The organism is Streptomyces sp. NPDC026417, from assembly GCF_055567695.1.
The window spans coordinates 22,950-40,296 of record NZ_JBVHPY010000014.1 but is presented as its reverse complement, the minus strand read 5'-3'; the positions used below and the strand labels follow the sequence as shown (position 1 = coordinate 40,296).

16 protein-coding genes and 1 pseudogene are annotated in these 17,347 nt (G+C 72.3%); 4 read left to right on the top strand and 13 right to left on the bottom strand.

Features of this window, described 5'->3' with window-relative positions; genetic code table 11:
• The first annotated feature begins 218 nt into the window (after positions 1–218).
• The 3 genes from ACZ4NT_RS22110 to ACZ4NT_RS22100 are packed head-to-tail and all read left to right on the top strand — an operon-like array spanning position 219 to position 2,382.
• Positions 219–1,283, top strand: a complete 1,065-nt coding sequence (locus ACZ4NT_RS22110) for an aromatic ring-hydroxylating dioxygenase subunit alpha (RefSeq protein WP_467727081.1) — start codon at positions 219–221, stop codon at positions 1,281–1,283.
• On the top strand, positions 1,280–1,450 hold the full coding sequence (locus ACZ4NT_RS22105) for a hypothetical protein (RefSeq protein ID WP_183117087.1): 171 nt from the start codon (positions 1,280–1,282) through the stop codon (positions 1,448–1,450). The genes ACZ4NT_RS22110 and ACZ4NT_RS22105 overlap by 4 nt, the downstream gene beginning before the upstream one ends.
• Complete coding sequence (locus ACZ4NT_RS22100) at positions 1,447–2,382, top strand: PDR/VanB family oxidoreductase (protein ID WP_121407193.1); 936 nt, start codon at positions 1,447–1,449, stop codon at positions 2,380–2,382. The genes ACZ4NT_RS22105 and ACZ4NT_RS22100 overlap by 4 nt, the downstream gene beginning before the upstream one ends.
• Here the strand turns inward: ACZ4NT_RS22100 and ACZ4NT_RS22095 are convergent.
• Positions 2,333–2,869 (bottom strand): IclR family transcriptional regulator domain-containing protein, encoded by a 537-nt coding sequence (locus ACZ4NT_RS22095; RefSeq protein WP_121407192.1) that lies wholly within the window; start codon positions 2,867–2,869, stop codon positions 2,333–2,335. The genes ACZ4NT_RS22100 and ACZ4NT_RS22095 overlap by 50 nt on opposite strands.
• Positions 2,870–2,885: 16 nt before the next feature.
• Here ACZ4NT_RS22095 and ACZ4NT_RS22090 point away from each other — a divergent pair.
• Positions 2,886–3,035: pseudogene (locus tag ACZ4NT_RS22090) on the top strand (ABC transporter ATP-binding protein); the annotation flags it as partial.
• Here ACZ4NT_RS22090 and ACZ4NT_RS22085 read toward each other — a convergent pair.
• From ACZ4NT_RS22085 to ACZ4NT_RS22030, 12 genes are all read right to left on the bottom strand, one after another.
• Positions 3,007–5,178 (bottom strand): discoidin domain-containing protein, encoded by a 2,172-nt coding sequence (locus ACZ4NT_RS22085; protein WP_467727078.1) that lies wholly within the window; start codon positions 5,176–5,178, stop codon positions 3,007–3,009. The pseudogene ACZ4NT_RS22090 and the gene ACZ4NT_RS22085 overlap by 29 nt on opposite strands.
• A gap of 63 nt (positions 5,179–5,241) precedes the next feature.
• On the bottom strand, positions 5,242–6,855 hold the full coding sequence (locus tag ACZ4NT_RS22080; RefSeq protein WP_467727076.1) for a glycoside hydrolase family 13 protein: 1,614 nt from the start codon (positions 6,853–6,855) through the stop codon (positions 5,242–5,244).
• A 38-nt stretch (positions 6,856–6,893) separates the two neighbouring features.
• Positions 6,894–7,769 carry a carbohydrate ABC transporter permease gene (locus ACZ4NT_RS22075; protein ID WP_467727074.1) on the bottom strand — a complete coding sequence of 292 codons (876 nt, stop codon included), beginning with the start codon at positions 7,767–7,769 and terminating at the stop codon, positions 6,894–6,896.
• The gene (locus ACZ4NT_RS22070) at positions 7,766–8,734 is read right to left on the bottom strand and encodes a carbohydrate ABC transporter permease (RefSeq protein ID WP_467727072.1); all 969 of its coding nucleotides are present in this window, start codon (positions 8,732–8,734) and stop codon (positions 7,766–7,768) included. The genes ACZ4NT_RS22075 and ACZ4NT_RS22070 overlap by 4 nt, the downstream gene beginning before the upstream one ends.
• An 8-nt stretch (positions 8,735–8,742) precedes the next feature.
• Entirely contained in the window at positions 8,743–10,098 is a 1,356-nt protein-coding gene (locus ACZ4NT_RS22065) for an extracellular solute-binding protein (protein ID WP_121407188.1), read from the bottom strand.
• 319 nt (positions 10,099–10,417) lie between these two features.
• Positions 10,418–11,416 carry a LacI family DNA-binding transcriptional regulator gene (locus tag ACZ4NT_RS22060; RefSeq protein WP_183117086.1) on the bottom strand — a complete coding sequence of 333 codons (999 nt, stop codon included), beginning with the start codon at positions 11,414–11,416 and terminating at the stop codon, positions 10,418–10,420.
• A gap of 54 nt (positions 11,417–11,470) precedes the next feature.
• Positions 11,471–12,184 carry a GntR family transcriptional regulator gene (locus ACZ4NT_RS22055; protein WP_467727069.1) on the bottom strand — a complete coding sequence of 238 codons (714 nt, stop codon included), beginning with the start codon at positions 12,182–12,184 and terminating at the stop codon, positions 11,471–11,473.
• A gap of 162 nt (positions 12,185–12,346) precedes the next feature.
• The gene (locus ACZ4NT_RS22050) at positions 12,347–13,348 is read right to left on the bottom strand and encodes a proline racemase family protein (RefSeq protein WP_467727067.1); all 1,002 of its coding nucleotides are present in this window, start codon (positions 13,346–13,348) and stop codon (positions 12,347–12,349) included.
• A gap of 96 nt (positions 13,349–13,444) precedes the next feature.
• Positions 13,445–14,359, bottom strand: a complete 915-nt coding sequence (locus tag ACZ4NT_RS22045) for a dihydrodipicolinate synthase family protein (RefSeq protein WP_467727065.1) — start codon at positions 14,357–14,359, stop codon at positions 13,445–13,447.
• A gap of 123 nt (positions 14,360–14,482) precedes the next feature.
• Complete coding sequence (locus ACZ4NT_RS22040; protein ID WP_467727063.1) at positions 14,483–15,895, bottom strand: FAD-dependent oxidoreductase; 1,413 nt, start codon at positions 15,893–15,895, stop codon at positions 14,483–14,485.
• On the bottom strand, positions 15,888–16,187 hold the full coding sequence (locus ACZ4NT_RS22035) for a (2Fe-2S)-binding protein (protein ID WP_467727061.1): 300 nt from the start codon (positions 16,185–16,187) through the stop codon (positions 15,888–15,890). The genes ACZ4NT_RS22040 and ACZ4NT_RS22035 overlap by 8 nt, the downstream gene beginning before the upstream one ends.
• Positions 16,184–17,335, bottom strand: coding sequence for an NAD(P)/FAD-dependent oxidoreductase (locus tag ACZ4NT_RS22030; protein WP_467727059.1), 1,152 nt, complete (start codon positions 17,333–17,335; stop codon positions 16,184–16,186). Before ACZ4NT_RS22030 ends, ACZ4NT_RS22035 begins: the two co-directional genes overlap by 4 nt.
• Between the last annotated feature and the right edge of the window lie 12 nt (positions 17,336–17,347).

The following is a 17,347-nucleotide window of genomic DNA, read 5'->3' as shown; positions in this document are numbered from 1 at the left end:
AGGAAGTGATGCAACCGTGACGGACGTGTGAACATTGAACGATACAGCGATCCCGGTCGCCTCCATCGACCGCCACGGCAAGGCGCCGACCAGCACATCCGCCAAAGTCCTTCCGCCTGGCAGAAGTTGCCTTGCGTGCCGACGAGGGATGTCAGGAACCTGATGTCCACCACGGCACCCCGGGGCGACGGCGCCCCGCCGACAGGGACGGGAACGCCATGCCGCACATGACCGCCTTCGCCAGGAACCAGTGGTACGTCGCCGCCTACTCCGCCGAAGTGGGACGCGAGTTGCTCGGACGGACGATCCTGGGCGAGCCGCTCGTGTTCTACCGCACCGAGGAGGACGGCACCGCGGTGGCGCTGGTCGACCGCTGTGTGCACCGTCGTTTCCCGCTCTCGGCGAGCAGGCTCGACGGCGACCGGATCGTGTGCGGCTACCACGGATTCACGTACGACACCACGGGCACCTGCGTGTACGTGCCCGGGCAGAAGCGGATACCGCGGACCGCCCGGGTCGCCGCGTACCCGCTGGTGGAGCAGGACTCCCTGGTCTGGGTCTGGGTCGGCGACCCGGGCCTCGCCGACCCCGCGGCGATCCCGCGTGCCGCCCACCTCGACCACCCCGACTGGGTCACCGTGCGCGGCATGGAGCCGATCGACGCCGACTACGGCCTCCTCGTCGACAACCTCCTCGACCTCTCCCACGAGACCTACCTGCACAGCGGTTACATCGGCACGCCCGAGGTCGCCGAGACGCCGATCACCACGGAGGTGGACGAGGGGGCGGGCATCGTGCGGGTCAGCCGGCACATGGACGACGCCGAGTGCCCGCCGTTCTACGCCCGTTCGACCGGCATCGAGGGCCGCATCACCCGCTGGCAGGACATCGAGTACCACGCGCCGTGCCTGTATCTGCTGCACAGCCGGATCGCGCCGGTCGGTGTGCTGCCCGGCGCGGACGGCCACGACCCCGACGCCTTCCACACCGAGATCACGTACGCGATCACGCCGTCCGGCGACGGCCACGTCCACGACTTCTGGGCGGTGTCCCGGGACTTCGCCCGGGACGACGAGGACGTCAGCACGTTCCTGCGGGACTTCAACCACACCGTCGTCATGCAGGACGTCGACGCGCTCAACCTGCTGCAGCGCACGCTGGGTTCGGAACGGGCCGGCTACCAGGAGCTGAGCGTCAACATCGACACCGGAGGCCTGGCGGCCCGCCGCATCCTCGCCCGACTGGTCGAGGAGGGCGACAAGCCCGTGGAGGGGGTCCGATGACCTCCCCGGCCGGCGAGGTCTGTCGCGTCGACTGGCTCCCCGGCACCGACGCGCTGCGCGGCACCTGTCACTGCGGTGCCGAGCACACGGCCGAGGACCCGGTCGAGATGTGGGCGTGGATGCTCGCCCACCCCGAAGGACACGTACTCCGAGGAAGCGGCCGATGACCCCGTACGAGAGCGAACTCGTCGTCGGGCAGCGCGTGCCCGCGGCCGACGGGGTCCTCGCCCTGACCCTGCGCGACCCGCTGGGCGGGACGCTCCCGCCCTGGGAACCGGGCGCCCACATCGACGTCGTCCTCGGCCCCGGCCTGGAACGCCAGTACTCCCTCTGCGGTGATCCGGCGGACCGGCGCACCTGGCGGATCGCAGTCCTGCGCGAGCCGGACGGGCGCGGTGGCTCCGACCATGTGCACACCCGGCTCGATCCGGGGAATGCCGTGCGGGTACGTGGTCCGCGCAATGCCTTCCGGCTCGAACCCGCGCCCCGCTACCGGTTCGTCGCGGGCGGCATCGGCATCACACCGATCCTGCCGATGCTGGCCGCCGCCGAGGCGGCGGGCGCGGACTGGACCCTCCTGTACGGCGGCCGTACGCGCGCCTCCATGGCGTTCACCGAGGAGTTGCGACCGTACGGGGACCGGGTCCGGATCGTCCCCGAGGACGAGTCGGGGCTCCTCGACCTCGCCGCGGAACTCGCCCGGCCCGCCGCCGGCACACTGGTCTACTGCTGCGGGCCCGGCCCGCTGCTGGACGCGGTGGAGGACCTCTGCCCGGCCGGGCTGCTGCGCGTCGAACGCTTCCGGCCGAAGGACGAGAAGGCCCGCGACGACGAGGAGTTCGAGGTCGTCCTGGAGCGCAGCGGACGGACGCTGACCGTGCCGGCCGGAGTCTCCGTGCTGGACACCGTCCGGGCCGCGGGGGTCGAGGTGCTCTACTCCTGTACGGAGGGCACCTGCGGGACCTGCGAGACGGACGTCCTCGACGGCACGCCCGACCACCGCGACTCCGTGCTCGACGACGCGGAGCGGGCGGCGGGCGAGACCATGCTCATCTGTGTGTCCCGGTGCCGCGGGAGACGGCTCGTGCTCGACCTGTGACGTGCTGGTCCGCCTCGATGCGGGCCACCGTCGCCGGCAGATGCGGCAGCAGGTCCCGGCGCACGGACTCCACCGGATTGCGGCCGGCGTGCACCGGGATGTTCACCGCCGCCACCACCGCGCCGTCCCGGTCCCGTACCGGGGCGGCGACCGCGCGCCCTCCCTCCTCCAGTTCCTGGTCGACGAGGGCGCGGCCCTGACGCCGTACGCGCCGCAGTTCGGACCTCAGGAGGTCGGCCGAGACGAGCGTGCGGGCGGTCGGGGGGCGCAGTTCGGCACGGTCCAGCCGGGCGTCGACGTCCTCCTCCGGCAGGTGCGCCAGGACCACCCGGCCCACGGAGGTCACCAGGGCCGGGAAACGGGTGCCGCCCGTGACGGCGACGGCCATGATGCGCCGGGTGGGGACCCGGGCCCCGTACACGATGTCGTCGGCGTCGAGGTCGCGGAGCGAGGAGGACTCCCCCACCTGCGCGACGAGTCGCTCCATGCGGGCTCGCGGCCCGCAGGTCGATCTGCCGCCCGACCGCGACCAGTTGCACACGCGGGTCGCCCCGCGCTTCGCCGAACTGCGGACCCCTGTGTACGAGCAGATCCAGGCGGCGAAGCGCGGGGCATCCGCGAAGGTCACGACAGATAAGCCTCCACCTCGCTGAACTGGGCGGCGGGCCAGCCGGTGTTGGCGGTGACGTGGAGCCTGAGGTGGCGCAGGCTGGTCCCGCCGGGCAGGGTCACGGTCACCGTGTTGCCGGTGGCCGGGTCGAAGCGGTAGTCCTTCGCGGCGACCACGGTCGTGTAGGCGGCGCCGTCGGTGCTGCCCTGCACGGACAGGGTCTGGGTACGCGCCTGCCAGGCCGGGGCGGGCGGCAGTTCGAGCACGACCCGCCGGACCGCCTGCGGGGAGCCGAGGTCGACGGTCCAGTTCTGCGGGAAGGCGTTGTTGGACGACTCCCAGTAGGTGCCGGCGTCACCGTCGACGGCCTTGCCCGGGGTGTAGACGTCCTGGGAGCCGCTCGCCGTGGCGGGGCGGCCCTTGGCCAGGTTGCGGGCCGGATCGGGGTCCGGATTGCCGGAACCCGGCTGCGGCCAGGCCGAGCAGTTCGACCAGGTGCTGTCCCAGCCGGAGTTGCCGCCGCCTCGGGTGAGCGTGAAGGTGCCCGATCCGGCCGGGTACGGGCAGTTGTAGACGCCCGCCGCGCCGACCCCGGTGGCCCGGACGTTGCTGAAGCGGGCCGCGCCCGGCGTCTCGGCCTGGACCACGACGGTGCCGACCTTGTCGACGGTGGCGCCGTCGACGGTGATGTTCCCGGCGGCGTACCCCCGGCCGCCGCCGGACACGAACTCGAAGGCGCTGTACGGGCTGTCGGTGATGGTGGTGTCGGTGATATCGACGGTCGCGTCGATGGCGCTGTCGTAGGAGTCGACGCGCAGCGCCCCCATCGGGTGGTTCCAGTTCGGGTTGATGGCGCCGGTGCGCACCAGGGTGTTGCCCGAGACGGTGATGGTTCCGGCGAGCGGGGAGAAGGGGTCGAGGAACTTCTGGTTGGAGATGGCGATGCCGCTGCCGAGGGCGTTGGTGTCGGCGATCAGGTTGTTCCTGACGGCGATGTCGGTGCCGCCGTAGATCGCGATGCCGTTGGCGAGGTTCGGCTGGGTGATGGTGTTGTTGTCGAAGCTGCTGTTGGTGTCCGGCCCGTTGAGCGACCACATGGCCAGCGCGTCGTCTCCGTTGTTGCGCAGGAAGTTGTTGCGGACGCGGACTCCGCGGGCGTTCCCGTTGAGGTTGAGTCCGTCGGCGGTGGTGTCGAGGATGCGGTTGTTCTCCACGACCAGGTTGTCGTTGTTGCCGGTCAGCCAGAGCCCGACCTTCAGGTGCTGGATCCACATCCCGGAGACGCCGGAGTTCGGCCCGAGGGAGCCGTTGACGAAGTTGTCGGGGCTTGAGTCGACCCGTTCGGTCACCTCGCCGATGACGGCGAAGTCCTTGATGCGGACGTTTCCGGAGGAGGTGGTCTGGTCGATGAACCGCGAGGTGTGGACGACGGAGTGCCAGCTGCCGGCGCCCTGCAGGGTGACGTTCGCGACGCCGCTCAGGGACGACGTGACCCGGTAGTCGCCCGGCGGGATCCAGACGACTCCGCCCTGCGCGGCGGCGATCGCGGCACGGAAGGCCTGGGTCGAGTCGCCCTGGCCGCTGGGGTCGGCGCCCTTGTCGGTGACGGACACCGATCCGGCGGGCCGGGTGCCGGCCGCGGCCACCTGCTCGAAGTCGGCCACGTCCACGGTGACCTGGGTGGAGGTGGCCTGCAGGGCGATCCGGTCGCCGGCCTGCACGTTCCGGCCGAGGAGAAGACGGGCGTTGTCGAAGAGGTGGTGGGTCCTGGCGCCCGCGATCCAGGAGGTGTCGACGTAGGAATACTTGGAGGTGACGGCGAGGGACTTGGCGAGCTTCGTGCCGTTGACGTAGACGTCGAGGGTGCCGGACTGGCCGTCGGGAACGTTGTACGCGACGTTCACGGCGTTGGCCGCGCGCGGCACGGTGAACTCGACGCGCTGTCCCGCGCCCAGCCGCACGGCCTGGCGTCCGGAGGCCTCGGAGGCGAGGGTGCCCTGGGTGTGGTCGGGGCCGATTCTGGTTCCGGTGGAGGCGGCGGACTCGGCCTCGACCGAGGTGAAGGGCAGGTCGGCGCCCGCGGCGGCGGCCGCGGAGTGGGCGGCGGTGGCACTGAGCATGCCGGCCGCGAGGGCGACGGCCACGGAGGCCGCGGCGGCCGGCATGCGCCGGACGGATCTGGGCATGTGCTGATCCCTTTCGTGTGGGGGTGCCGGGATAGCGGGTGGTGCGGCGGCCGGGCTGCGGTGTCAGGCGCGCAGCCAGGCCGCCGTGTCCTGGGGAAGGCGCCCTTCGGTGTCCAGGGCGCCGCTGGCGAGCAGCAGTTCGCGGTGCGGGGGGAGTTCGGCCGGGGCTTCGGACAGGTTGACCACGCAGAGCGTGTCCTGCGCGCGGGCGAAGGCGAGGACGCCCTCGGGTGCGGGCAGCCAGGTGAGCGGCCCGTCGCCGAAGCCGGGCTCGGTTCGGCGGATGCGCAGCGCCTCCCGGTAGAGGCGCAGCATCGACTCCGGGTCCTCGCTCTGGCGGTCGGCGGCGTAGGCGGGCCAGTCCGCGGGCTGCGGAAGCCAGGGTGCGCCGCCGAATCCCGCGTGGGGGGCGTCCGCCAGCCAGGGCAGCGGCACGCGGCAGCCGTCCCGGCCCGGGTCGGTCCCGCCGGAGCGGTGGTGCATCGGGTCCTGGATCCGCTCGCGCGGTATCTCCGCCTCGGGCAGCCCGAGTTCCTCGCCCTGGTAGACGTAGACGGCGCCCGGCAGGGCCAGTGAGAGCAGGGCGGCGGCGCGGGCGCGGCGGGTGCCGAGCGCCAGGTCGGTGGGGGTGCCGAAGGCCTTGGCGGCGAAGTCGAACGCGGTGTCGGCGCGGCCGTAGCGGGTGACCGTGCGGGTCACGTCGTGGTTGCACAGCACCCAGGTGGCGGGCGCGCCCACCGGGGCGTGCTCGGCGAGGGTCTCGTCGATCGACGTGCGCAGCCGTCCGGCGTCCCACGGGCAGGAAAGGAAGGAGAAGTTGAAAGCGGTGTGCAGCTCGTCGGGGCGCAGGTAGCGGGCGAAGCGCTCGGTGTCGGGCAGCCAGACCTCGCCCACGAAGATGCCGCCGTAGACGTCGGCGACGGCGCGCCAGGAGCGGTAGATGTCGTGGAGTTCGTCCCGGTCGACGTACGGATGCGGCCCCGGGCCGCCCTCGACGTGGTCGGGGAGTTCGGGGTCCTTGGCGAGCAGGGCGGCCGAGTCGATGCGCACGCCCGCCACGCCCCGCTCGAACCAGAAGCGCAGGACGTCCTCGTGCTCCTGGCGGACGGCGGGATGGGCCCAGTTGAGGTCGGGCTGCTCGGGGGTGAACAGGTGGAGGTACCAGTCGCCGTCGGGCAGCCGGGTCCACACCGGTTCGGCGGAGCCGGCGAACTGCGACGGCCAGTCGTTGGGCGGGAGTTCGCCGTGCTCGCCGCGTCCGGGCCGGAAGTGGAACAGGTCCCGCTCCGGGCTCCCGGGCCCGGCGGCGAGTGCGGCCCGGAACCAGGGGTGCTGGTCGGAGACGTGGTTGGGCACGATGTCGACAAGGGTGCGGATGCCCAGCTCGCGTGCCTCGGCGATGAGCTTCTCCGCCTCGGCGAGGGTGCCGAAGGCGGGGTCGATGACCCGGTAGTCGGCGACGTCGTAGCCGCCGTCGGCCAGTGGTGACAGGTACCACGGGTTGAACCAGAGCGCGTCCACGCCGAGTTGGGCGAGGTAGGGAAGTCGGGCCCGGACGCCCGCGAGGTCGCCGGTGCCGTCGCCGTCGCCGTCCGCGAAGCTGCGGACGTACACCTGGTAGATGACGGCGGAGCGCCACCACTCGTCCTGCGTGCGGGCAGGGGAAGGCTGTCCCACGGTGCCTACCTTTCTGTGAAGCCGTTCAGGGGGTGGCGTCAGCCCTTGGTGCTGCCCGCGCTGATACCGGCGATGATGTGCCGCTGGAACACCAGGAACATCAGGACCATGGGGATGCTGGCGATCACCATGGAGGCGATCAGCACGGTCAGCGGGATGTTCTGCGACAGCTGGACGAGGGCCACGCTGATGGGCTGCTTGTCGGTGTCGGAGAAGACCATCAGCGGCCAGAGGAAGTCCTGCCAGACGGCCACCAGGGCGAAGATCGACACGACTCCCAGCACCGGCCGGGACATGGGCAGCACGATCGACCGGAGGGTGCGCAGCCGGCCGGCGCCGTCGATCTCGGCGGCCTCCAGCACGTCGCGCGGGATCTGGTCGAAGAAGCGCTTGAGCAGATAGAGGTTGAAGGCGTTGGCCACGGCGGGCAGCCAGATGCCGAGCGGGTCGTTGAGCAGGCTGGTGTGGATCAGCGGCAGGTCGGCGACCGTGAGGTACTTCGGTACGACCAGGGCCTGGGCGGGGACCATCAGGGTGGCGAGGATCCCGCCGAGGATCACGTTGCCGAAGGCGGGCTTCAGTTTGGAGAGCGCGTACGCGGCGGCGGTGCAGAACACCAGTTGCAGGACCCAGGCGCCGGTGGCCTGGACGACCGTGTTCCACAGGTGCGTGGGCAGGTCCATCAGGTCCCAGGCGTCGGTGTACCCGCTCAGGCTCCAGTGCTCGGGCACGAGCGTGGGCGGTGTGCGCACGACCTCGTCCGGCGACTTCATGGCGCCGGACACCATCCAGTAGACGGGGAAGAGGAAGGCGACGGCGAACAGCAGGACCACGCCCGTGAAGACGGCCCAGTACAGGGTCTTGCCGCGGCGGCGGGCGAGGGTGAGGGGCGAGACCAGGGTGCGGGTGCTCATGAGTCCTCGCCTCCCGAGCGGGTCAGCCGCAGGTACACCGCGGAGAAGACGCCGAGCAGCACGAGCAGCATGACGCTGAGCGCGCAGGCGCCGCCGAAGTCGTTGTAGAGGAAGGCGTACTTGTAGATGAGGTAGAGCACGGTGACGGTCGCGTTCTCGGGGCCGCCGCCCGTGATGACGAACGGTTCGGTGAAGACCTGCATCGTGGCGATGATCTGCAGCAGCATCAGCATGAGGATGATGAAGCGGGTCTGCGGGATCGTCACGTGCCGGATGCGCTGGAGCAGGCTCGCGCCGTCGAGTTCGGCGGCCTCGTACAGCTCCCCCGGGATGCCCTGCAGTGCGGCCAGGTAGACGAGGACCGTGCCGCCCATGTTGGCCCAGGTGGCGACGATCACCAGCGAGACGAGTGCGGTGTCGGCGCCGTTGGACCAGTTCGAGGTCGGCAGGTGCAGGAAGCGCAGCGCTTCGTTGGCGAGGCCCGCCCCGGGGTCGTAGAACCATTTCCACAGCAGCGCGCTGACCACCGGCGGAATCATCACCGGCAGGTAGACGACGACCCTGAAGAAGGCCTTGGCGTGCCGCAGTTCGTTGAGGACGAGGGCCATCACGAAGGGGACGGCGAAGCCGATCAGGAGGGCGATCACGGTGAAGGTGAGCGTGTTGCGCCAGGCGGCGGCGAACTCCGGGTCGTGGAAGACCCGGGTGAAGTTGTCGGTGCCGACCCACTCCGCGCCGGCTCCCGGCGTGTACTTCTGGAAGGCGATCACGACGGCGCGGATCGCCGGGTACCAGGAGAACAGCGCGAAGCAGAGCAGGCCGCCGATCAGGAAGGCGTACGCGCGGGACTGGTCGGCCAGGCGCCGGCGCCACGGGCTCCCCGTCCGGCGCCCGGCCGACCGCGGCACCTCCGGCACGCCGACGGCGGCCGGAGGTGAGACGGGAGGCTTCGATGCTGTCTTCATGAACGGTGTCAGCCTCGGGCCAGGATGGAGTCGATCTTGCCGGAGGCGTCCTTGAGCAGCTTGTCGACGTCGGCGTCCTTCTTGGTGAGCACCGCGGAGACGGCGCCGTCCAGGACCGAGTAGATCTGCTGGGCCTGCGGCGGCTCGATCTTCATCTCCAGGCTCTGGTTGCCGTCGAGGAAGGCCTGGTAGTTCTCCACCGGCACGTTGGCGTTGGCCTTCTTGACTTCCTGGTCCTTGGCGTCGGCGGCGCCGGTGAAGAGCCGGGGCTCGGGCAGGCCGACCGGGGCGTCGTTCTTCTTGGCCCGGGCGTAGTCGCCGAGGAAGCCGTCTCCGGGCGTCAGGAACATGTGGTCGAGCCACTTGAGGCCGGCCTTGATCTGCGCCGGGGTGTCCTTCTTGTTGAACATGTAGCCGTCGCCGCCGATGAGCGTGCCCTTGCCGCCGGGCATGGGCGCCAGCGCCAGGTCCTTGTAGTTGCCGCCCTTCTCCTTCACCAGGATCGGGATGTTGTCGGGCGCGGAGAGGTACATGCCGAGCTTGCCGGAGCCCATCAGCTGCTGGACGTCGTTGATGACCAGGAGCTGCTTGCTGCCCATGGAGTCGTCCCGCCAGCGCATGTCCTTGAGGTTCTGCAGGACCGCCTTGCCCTCGGGGGTGTCGACGGTGGCCTTCTTGCCGTCCTCGCTGACCACGTTGCCGCCCTGGGAGTACATCTCGGCGGTGAAGTGCCAGCCGCCCTGGTTCTGGGCGCTGTAGTCCGCGTAGCCGACGGTGCCGTTGCCGAGCGCGGCTATCTTCTTGGCGGCGGCGCGCAGCTCCTCCCAGGTCGCCGGGGGCGTGTCGGGGTCGAGGCCGGCCTTCTCGAAGAGCTTCTTGTTGTAGATCAGCCCCATCGAATAGCCGGTGCGCGGGATGCCGTAGATCTTGCCGTCGACGGTGTAGATGTCGCGCAGCTGCTGCTGGATGGTGTCGTAGCTCTTCAGGTCCTTCACGTACGGCGTCAGGTCGGCGGCCTGGTTGATGTCGACGACGTGCTTGGCGTCCGTGAAGTACGTGTAGAACACGTCCTCCATCTGACCGCCGGCGAGCTTGGCGTCGAAGGTCTTGGGGTCCTGGCAGGGGAAGGCGTCATGGGCGACGACGTCGATGTCCGGGTTCTGCTTCTCGAAGGCCCTGATGTCGGCCTCGAAGAACGAACGGTCGACCTTGGCGCTCTTCGGCGGCATGCAGTTGACCGTGATGCGGGTCTTGCCGCCCGCGGCGTCGTTGTCGTCGTCGGAACCGCAGGCGCTCACGGCGGTGAGCGTCAGGGCCGAGGCCACGAGTGCGGTACAGGTACGGCGGAACCCGGTGCTTCTCATCGGTGGACCCCTTTGGGCAGGCGCGTGGAAGGCCCACGGCGGCACACCGGGCGGCGTGCGGCCGTGTCTGGCGCGGCACACTCAAGCACCGCCGACAGCTGACCGCAATATCTCGCGCAGAATCTGTAATTATTTGACAGCGAAGTGGATCGCAGAGGTGTGCGGCTTGCACAACGGCCGGTGGGGTCGGTACGGCGTTTGCACCACGACGCGTCGGCGTTTGCGCACCGCCTGAACCGGCAAGCGGAAGCGCGCACCCCGCAGGCCCGGCACCGTCGACGGTCGCGCCGGCGCCGGGGGGCCGCGGGAGAGGCCGGCGTCAGTCGCGCGGCGCCTGCGCGGTCGATCCGCGGACGACCAGCTCCGGCTCGAACAGCAGCTCCTCGGCGGGCACGGAGCTGCCGCCGATCTGGGCGTTCAGCAGCTCGACCGCGGCCCGCCCCATGGCCTCGATGGGCTGGCGGACCGTGGTGAGCGGGGGCTCGGTGCAGTTCATGAAGGCGGAGTCGTCGTACCCGACGACCGACACCTGCGACGGGACGGCGAGTCCCTTGCGGCGGGCGGCCCGTACGGCTCCGAGGGCGAGCGGGTCGCTGGCGCAGATGATGCCCGTGACCCCGCGGTCCAGCAGCCGGGTGGCCGCCGCCTGCCCGCCTTCCAGGGAGAACATGGCGCGGGCGATGTGCTCGTCCGGCAGGTCGGCGCCGAACGCGCGGGCGGCCGCCAGTTTGCGCTGCGAGGGCATGTGGTCGGCGGGGCCCAGCACGAGCCCGATCCGCTCGTGCCCCAGCGAGGCCAGGTGCCGCCAGGCCTGCTCGGTGGCGACGGCGTCGTCGCACGAGACACCGGGGAAGCCGAGGTGCTCGATGGACGCGTTGACCAGGACCACCGGAATCCTGCGGTCCGCGAGACGGCGGTAGTGGTCGTGCGGGGCGTCGGCCTGCGCGTAGAGACCGCCGGCGAAGACCACGCCGGAGACCTGTTGCTGCAGCAGCAGGTCCACGTAGTCGGCCTCGGAGACGCCGCCCTTGGTCTGCGTGCACAGCACCGGGGTCAGACCCAGTTGGGCGAGCGCCCCGCCGATCACTTCGGCGAACGCCGGGAAGATCGGGTTCTGCAGTTCGGGAAGCACCAGGCCGACCAGGCGCGCCCGTTCACCGCGCAGTTGCGTCGGCCTCTCGTAGCCGAGGACGTCGAGCGCGGAGAGCACCGCCTGCCGGGTGGCGTCGGAGACCCCGGGCTTGCCGTTGAGCACCCGGCTGACCGTGGCCTCGCTGACCCCGACCTTCTTCGCCACCTGTGCAAGTCGTCGCGTCATGCGCGCAAGAATAGCGCAAGAAGCGCAAGCCGCTTGCGTGCCGCGGCGAACTCGTCATGCCGAGGTCGTCGCGGCGGCTCCGGGACCGGCCCACAGGCCCCGCACGTGCCCGAGGTGACGGATCATCACGGCGCGCACGGCCGCCTCGTCGCGGTCGAGCAGCGCGTCGAGCAGTTCCAGATGCTCCCGGGCGGAGTCCTCCAGGCGGCCCGCCTCGACCAGGGCGTGGAGCCCGTAGAGCCGGGAGCGCTTGCGCAGGTCCCCCACGACCTCGACGAGATGGGCGTTGCCCGCCAGCGCCAGCAGACCCAGGTGGAAGCGGATGTCCGCCTCGACGTACGCGATGAGGTCCCCGGCCGCCGCCGCCGTGACGATCTCCCGGGCGGCCGGGCGCAGTGCCTCCAGGGAGACGGGGTCCGCCGTGCCGGCCAGCGCCACCACGGTGGGGATCTCGATCAGCGAGCGGATGTGGGTGTACTCGTCGAGCTGCTTCTCGGAGACCGCGGTGACCCGGAACCCCTTGTTGGGCACGGTGTCGACCAGCCCCTCCTTGACCAGGTCGAGCATGGCCTCGCGCACCGGGGTCGCCGAGACGCCGAAGCGGGCGGCGAGCATCGGCGCGGAGTAGACCTCGCCGGTGCGCAGCTCCCCCGCGATCAGCGCGGCCCGCAGGGCGTCGGCGACCCGCTCGCGGTAGCTGCTCTTCCGCCCGCCCAGCGTCGGCAGAACGGGCGCGGCGGGGGGCGCGCTGCGGCGCTGGGCGGGCATGGTCGTCTCCTCGTACGGCAGGCGGGCACCGTCAATGCGAGTGCTATGTCACGTGCCACCAGTATCCACGGCCCGGCGGACGGTCCGGGACCGCCCGCCGGCGGCCCGCGGGACGGCGGTCCGCCGCTCTCGCGCGGGCCGGGGCCCCGTCCGGGTTGGCGCCTAGAGGACGAATCCGGCCGGGAAGGGATCGGTGGGGTCGAGCAGGTACTGGGCCGTGCCCGTCACCCACGCGCGGCCGGTGAAGCTCGGCAGCACGGCCGGGACACCGGCCACCTCGGTGGTGCCGAGCAGCCGCCCGGTGAACCGCGTCCCGATGAGGGACTCGTTCACGAACTCGGTGTGCAGCGGCAGTTCACCGCGCGCGTGCAGCTGCGCCATCCGCGCGCTGGTCCCCGTCCCGCAGGGCGAGCGGTCGAACCAGCCGGGGTGGATCACCATGGCGTGCCGGGAACGGCGGGCGGTGGCGTCGGGCGCGTACAGATGGACGTGATGGCAGCCGCGCACGGACGGGTCCTCGGGATGGACCGGGCCGCCGTCGGCGTTGACCGCGTCCATCAGCGACAGCCCGGCCGCGAGGATCTCGTCCTTGCGGGCCCGGTCGAAGGGCAGCCCGAACTCCGCGAGCGGCAGGACGGCGTAGAAGTTGCCGCCGTACGCGAGGTCGTACGTCACCGTCCGCCCGTCGGCGAGCGTGGCGGTGCGGTCCAGGCCGGCCGAGAAGGACGGCACGTTCCGCAGGGTCACGGCTCGGGCCGCGCCGTCCTCGACCGCGACCTCGGCGACGACGACGCCCGCCGGGGTGTCGAGCCGGACGGTGGTGACGGGCTCGACGACCTCCACCATGCCCGTCTCCACGAGCACGGTCGCGACGCCGATGGCACCGTGCCCGCACATCGGGAGGCAGCCGGAGACCTCGATGAACAGCACACCGTAGTCGCAGTCCGGGCGGGTGGGCGGCTGGAGGACGGCACCGCTCATCGCCGAGTGGCCGCGCGGTTCGTTCATCAGGAACTGCCTGACGGTGTCGCGGTGCTCCATGAAGTGGAGCCGCCGTTCGTTCATGGTGGTGCCGGGGAGCGTGCCGATGCCCCCGGTGACCACCCGGGTGGGCATGCCCTCGGTGTGCGAGTCGACGGCGTGCAGGACGAGCTTGCTGCGCATGGGACTCCCGACGTCGGTGGGGGTGCGGAGGTTCCGCCGGAGTGATGCCCGGGGCCTCGACCGAGGCCGCGGGCCTGCCGGAGCGGCGGGGACGGGTCAGGCGAGGCCGTCGGCCACGGCCCGCTCGGTGGCCGCGCGCACGGCCGCCTCCTGCTCCGGCAGCAGGGGAACGCGCGGCGGCCGCACCGGACCGCCGCGGCGTCCGACGACGTCCATCGACACCTTGATGGCCTGCACGAACTCGACCCGGGAGTCCCAGCGGAGCAGGGGGTGCAGTTGCCGGTAGAGGCCGCCCGCGGTGCGGAGGTCGCCCTCGACCGCCGCGTGGTAGAGCGCGACGCACGCCGCGGGCAGGGCGTTCGGGTATCCGGCCACCCAGCCCTTGGCGCCCGCGACGGCCAGTTCCAGCAGGACGTCGTCGGCTCCGGCCAACAGGTCCAGTGCCGGGGCGAGTTCGGCGATGCGGTAGGCGCGCCGCACATCGCCCGAGAACTCCTTGACGGCATGGACGCTCCCCTCGCGGTACAGCTTCGCGAGCAGTTCGGGCACCAGGTCGACCTTGGTGTCGACGGGATTGTTGTAGGCGACGACGGGAACGCCCGCCTCGGCGACCGCCGCGTAGTGCGCCAGCACGGAACGCTCGTCGGCGCGGTACGCGTTCGGCGGCAGCAGCATCACCGCCTGGCAGCCCGCGTCGCGCGCCTGCTCGGCCCAGCGGCGGGCCTCGGCGGAACCGTACGCGGCCACGCCGGGCATCACCCGGGAACCGCCCACGGCGTTCACGGCCGTCTCCACGACCCTCGCGCGCTCCTCGGGCGTGAGGACCTGGTACTCGCCGAGCGAGCCGTTGGGTACGACGCCGTCGCAGCCGTTCTCGACGAGCCAGGCGCAGTGGTCGGCGTACCTGCCGTGGTCCACGGAGAGGTCGTCGTGGAACGGGAGTGCGGTCGCGACGAGCACGCCGTGCCAGGGGCGGCGGCTCCCGGCGGTCGGGAGCGGTGTGGCGGTCATGGGCGTCCCCTTTCAGTGAGGTGTGACATTGCACTGTGCCTGCTCCGAAGACCACGGAGGGCGAGGAGGCGAGGTCCGGGCCCCGAGGTCCGCTCGCCCGGACGCCTCCCGTCGGCCGGGCGGTCATCCGTCCTCGGACTCACCCGCACGGGCCAGGGCCCCGAGCGGTACGGGCCGCGCGAACGGGCTCCGGGACGGCAGGAGCGGGCAGCCGGCCAGCCCCGCCACGCCGGGACCGCACATCCGGCCCTGGCACCAGCCCATCCCGGCCCGGGTGAACAGCTTGACGGTGCGCAGGTCCGTGGCGCCGAGGGCGGCCACGGCCTCCCGGACGGCGCCGGCGGTCACCTCCTCGCAGCGGCAGACGACCGTGTCGTCGGTGACCTGCTCCGCCCAGTGCGCGGGCGGTGCGCAGACCGAGTCCAGGGCGGCGAAGAACTCCCGCGCCGCCGCACGGGACTCGGCGGCGCCGGCCCACCGGCGCGGGTCGGGTTCCGCACCGGTGAGGCGGGCGGCGGCCGACCGTCCTGCGATATGGCCCTCGGCGAACGAGAGGGCGGCTCCGCCGACCCCGGTGGTCTCCCCCGCCGCCCAGACGCCGGGCACGTCGGTGCGCTGCTCGTCGTCGACGTGGACCCCCGGTCCGCGGAGCCGGCAGCCGAGCGTCTCGGCGAGGTCGGTGTGCGGGAGCAGGCCGTGCCCGACGGCGAGGGTGTCGCAGGGGATACGCCGTTCGCTGCCGGGCCGGACCCGGCCGTCGGCGTCGAGAGCGGCGACGGTGACCGCCTCGACCCGCAGCGTGCCGCGCGCCTCGACGACGGCATGCCGGGCCAGGAAGGGCGTGCGGTGCCACAGGAGCCGGGCGGCGTACCCCGCGCCCTCGGCGAGGGTGCCGGGCCGGGCCGACAGGGCCCGTGCCCGCCGCGCGAACGCCCGCGGACCGGCGGCCTCGACGAGGGCGACGACGTCGACGCCCGCCCCGGCGAGCCCGGTGGCCACGGGCAGCAGCAGCGGCCCGGTCCCGGCGACCACGGCGGTCCTGCCCGGCGTGACGAGGTCTCCCTTGAGCATGGCCTGTGCCCCGCCTGCGGTCACGACACCGGGCAGCGTCCAGCCGGGGAAGGGCAGCACCCTCTCGTAACCGCCGGTGGCGAGCAGGACGGCGTCGGCGCGCACGGCGACCGACTCCTCCTGGAGGGGGCCGAGGAGGGCGTGGACGGCGAACCGCCCCGGCCGCTGCGCCCCACCGGGCTCCAGGCGCTCGACCAGCCAGACGTGATGATCCCTCAGAAACTTTATGGCGCCGTTCTTTTCGTACGCGGCGAGACCGTGAGCGAGTCTCCGCCGGGTGCGCCCGTGGTGACGCGGCCCCCGGTTCTCGGCCGGCCCCGCCGAGAGCCCGCGGTGGAGCTGGCCGCCCGCCTGGCGTGCCGCGTCGACGAGGGTGACGCGGACGCCGCGGGCCGCGGCGGCGAGGGCGGCGGCCAGGCCTGCCGGGCCGGCGCCGATCACCGCGAGGTGCGGTCGCTCAGCCATCGTGGCCCGTCCCCTCCTGGGTGCGGATGACGTCGCCCGGCCGGACGGGGACGAGACAAGCACGCCGATTCGGGCGGCCGTTGACGGTGACGAGGCAGTCGAAGCAGACGCCGATGCCGCAGAAGACCCCCCGTGGCCCGCCTCCTCTCCGGGTGGTCCGCCAGGAGGTGACGCCCGCGTCCCACAGGGTCGCGGCGACCGTCCGGCCCGGCAGCGCCTCGATCGGACGGCCGTCCAGCCGGACGGTGAACCGGCTCTCCGGCCGGTCCGGGGGCGGTTCCGTGGGATTCACTCGTCCTCCTCGGGGAAGCGGTCGGGCCGGAAGGGGAAGAGGTCGAGGTCGGGTGTCCGGCCGGTGAGGGACTGGGCGATCAACCGGCCGGTTCCGGTGGCCAGTCCGATGCCCGCGCCCTCGTGGCCGCAGGCGTGGAAGAGGCCGGGCACGCGCGCGTCCGGTCCGAGGGCGGGCAGGTGGTCGGGCAGATACGGGCGGAAGCCCTGGTAGGCGCGCAGGACGCGGACCTCGGCCAGGAACGGGAAGAGCCGGATCGCGCCCGCGGCGAGGGTGCGTGCGGTCGGCAGCGAGAAGGAGCGGTCGAAGCCGACGCGTTCCCGGCTGGCCCCGATCAGCACCGGCCCGGCCGGTGTCCCCTCGACGACGGGCGAGGTGCGCAGCGCGGCCGAGTCGCTCGCCACGTCGGCCACGTAGTCCGCGGCGTACACCTTGTGGCGCACCCGGTGCGGCAGCGGCTCGGTGACCAGGACGCAGCCCCGCCGGGGCAGTACCGGCAGCGTGACGCCGGCCAGTGCGGCGACGGCGGCGGCCCCGGTCCCGGCGGCGTTCACCACGGCCGGTCCGTGGATGTCCCCGCGGTCGGTCCGCACGCCCCGTACGGCGCCGTCGGCGGTGCGCAGCAGCCCGGTGACGGCGCGGCCGGTGCGCAGCCGGGCGCCCGAGACGCGGGCCAGGTGCGCGGCGGCCAGCGCGGGCATCACCTGGGCATCCTGCGGATAGTGCACGGCTCCGGCCAGCCCCGGCGCCACGTGCGGTTCCAGCTCCGGGAGTTCCTCCGGGCGGACCGGTTCGGCCGTGACCCCGGCGGCCCGCTGCCCCGCCGCGAAGGCCTCCAGGGCGGTCAGTTCCCCGGGCGTGGAGGCGACGACGACGCCGCCCTTCGCCTCGTACTCGATCGCCGTACCCGGTTCGGCCGCCAGGTCGGCCCACAACCGCAACGAGAGCAGGGCGAGGTCGAGTTCGGGCCCGGGTTCCTTGTCGGAGACGAGCAGGTTCCCCTCGCCCGCACCGGTCGTGCCGCCGGCCACCGGGCCCCGGTCCACCAGGACGACGTCCAGACCGGCCCGAGCGGCGTACAGGGCGCAGGCGGCGCCGACCACTCCGGCTCCGACCACCACGACATCGCAGGTCAGTCGCTCGCTCACGCCAGTACTATG